The 1,233-nt window shown below is 68.5% G+C and carries 2 protein-coding genes; both read left to right on the top strand.

Annotation, left to right across the window (positions count from 1 at the left end):
- On the top strand, positions 1 to 477 hold a 477-nt coding region (locus tag AC097L_RS25010; RefSeq protein WP_479589413.1), incomplete at its 5' end, for a TOBE domain-containing protein.
- Positions 478 to 485: 8 nt separating this feature from the next.
- On the top strand, positions 486 to 1,233 hold a 748-nt coding region (locus tag AC097L_RS25005; RefSeq protein ID WP_479589412.1), incomplete at its 3' end, for a glycoside hydrolase family 36 N-terminal domain-containing protein.

Genomic DNA, 1,233 nt, shown 5'->3' with positions numbered 1-1,233 from the left:
AGCCCGCTGGAGCTGTACCACCGGCCCCGCAACCTGTTTGTGGCGGGCTTCATCGGCTCGCCCAAGATGAACTTCCTGGAGGGCCGCCTGGTCGAGGGCCGCAGCGACATCGCCAAGGTGCAGCTCACCGGCGGTGAGGTGGTGGAAGCCATGGTGGACGGCAGCGCGCTGCAGCCCGGCCAGCCCGTCACCATCGGCATCCGCCCCGAGCACACCCTGCTGGGCACCGCCACCCAAAGCATCACGCGCCAGGTGCACTGGCAAGAGCGCCTGGGCGAGTCCACCTCTTTGTTTCTTGACAGCGGTGTAGCCAACCAGCCCCTGGTGGTCAAAGCCCCCGGCCAGTTCCACGCCGACCCCGGCCAGCGCGTGGCGGTATCGCTGCCCGCAGCCGCCATGCATGTGTTTGACGACAAGGGCCACGCGCTGGAGCGCCGCATCCCCATTGCCGATATGTTGATTCCCCACGCCGCCTGACCGAAAAAATGACCGCTGAATTCCTCCTCCTGCACAGCCGCCACAGCTCCCTGGTGCTCGAATGCCCGCCTGGTGAAGCACCCCTGTGGCGCTACTGGGGCCCGCGCCTGCCCGATGGCAACACCCCGGGCCAGGCGCTGCGCGGCACCCGCCCGCTGCCGTCCTTCATGCTCGACTTCGACCAGCCGCTCACCGTGCTGCCCACCTTCGGCGTGGGCTGGTTCGGCCAAAGCGCACTGCTGGCGCACCGGGCCGGGCTGGACTTCGCCCAGGCCATCACCCAGTGCGAGGTGGAATGGACCACCCCCGGCAGCGCCCTGGTGCTGCACCTCACCGACGCGGTAGCGCAGCTGCGCTTTAACGTGTCGATGGCGCTGGACGCAAATACCGATGTGCTCACGCTGCAGACCACGCTGACCAACCTGGGCGATGCGGACATCGACGTGCAATGGCTGGCCGCAGGCACCCTGCCCCTGCCCGGCGACGCGGCCACCGTGCGCTCGTACGCGGGCCAGCACAACCACGAATTTCTGCTGCAAACCGACACCCTGGGCCGCAACCAGTGGCGGCGCGAAAACCGCCGGGGCCGCACCTCGCACGACTGCTTTCCCGGCGCGGTGGTCACCACGCCCGGCAGTACCGAGCACACCGGCCTGGTCTTCGGCGCGCACCTGGCCTGGTCGGGCAACCACCAACAAACCATCGAGTGGCTGCACGACGGCCAGTACCAATGGCAAATGGGCGAGTGGCTGGCCC

The organism is Rhodoferax sp. RT5P35 (assembly GCF_056521385.1).
The sequence above is the reverse complement of the archived record's forward strand: the minus strand, read 5'-3'. Positions and strand labels throughout refer to the sequence as shown.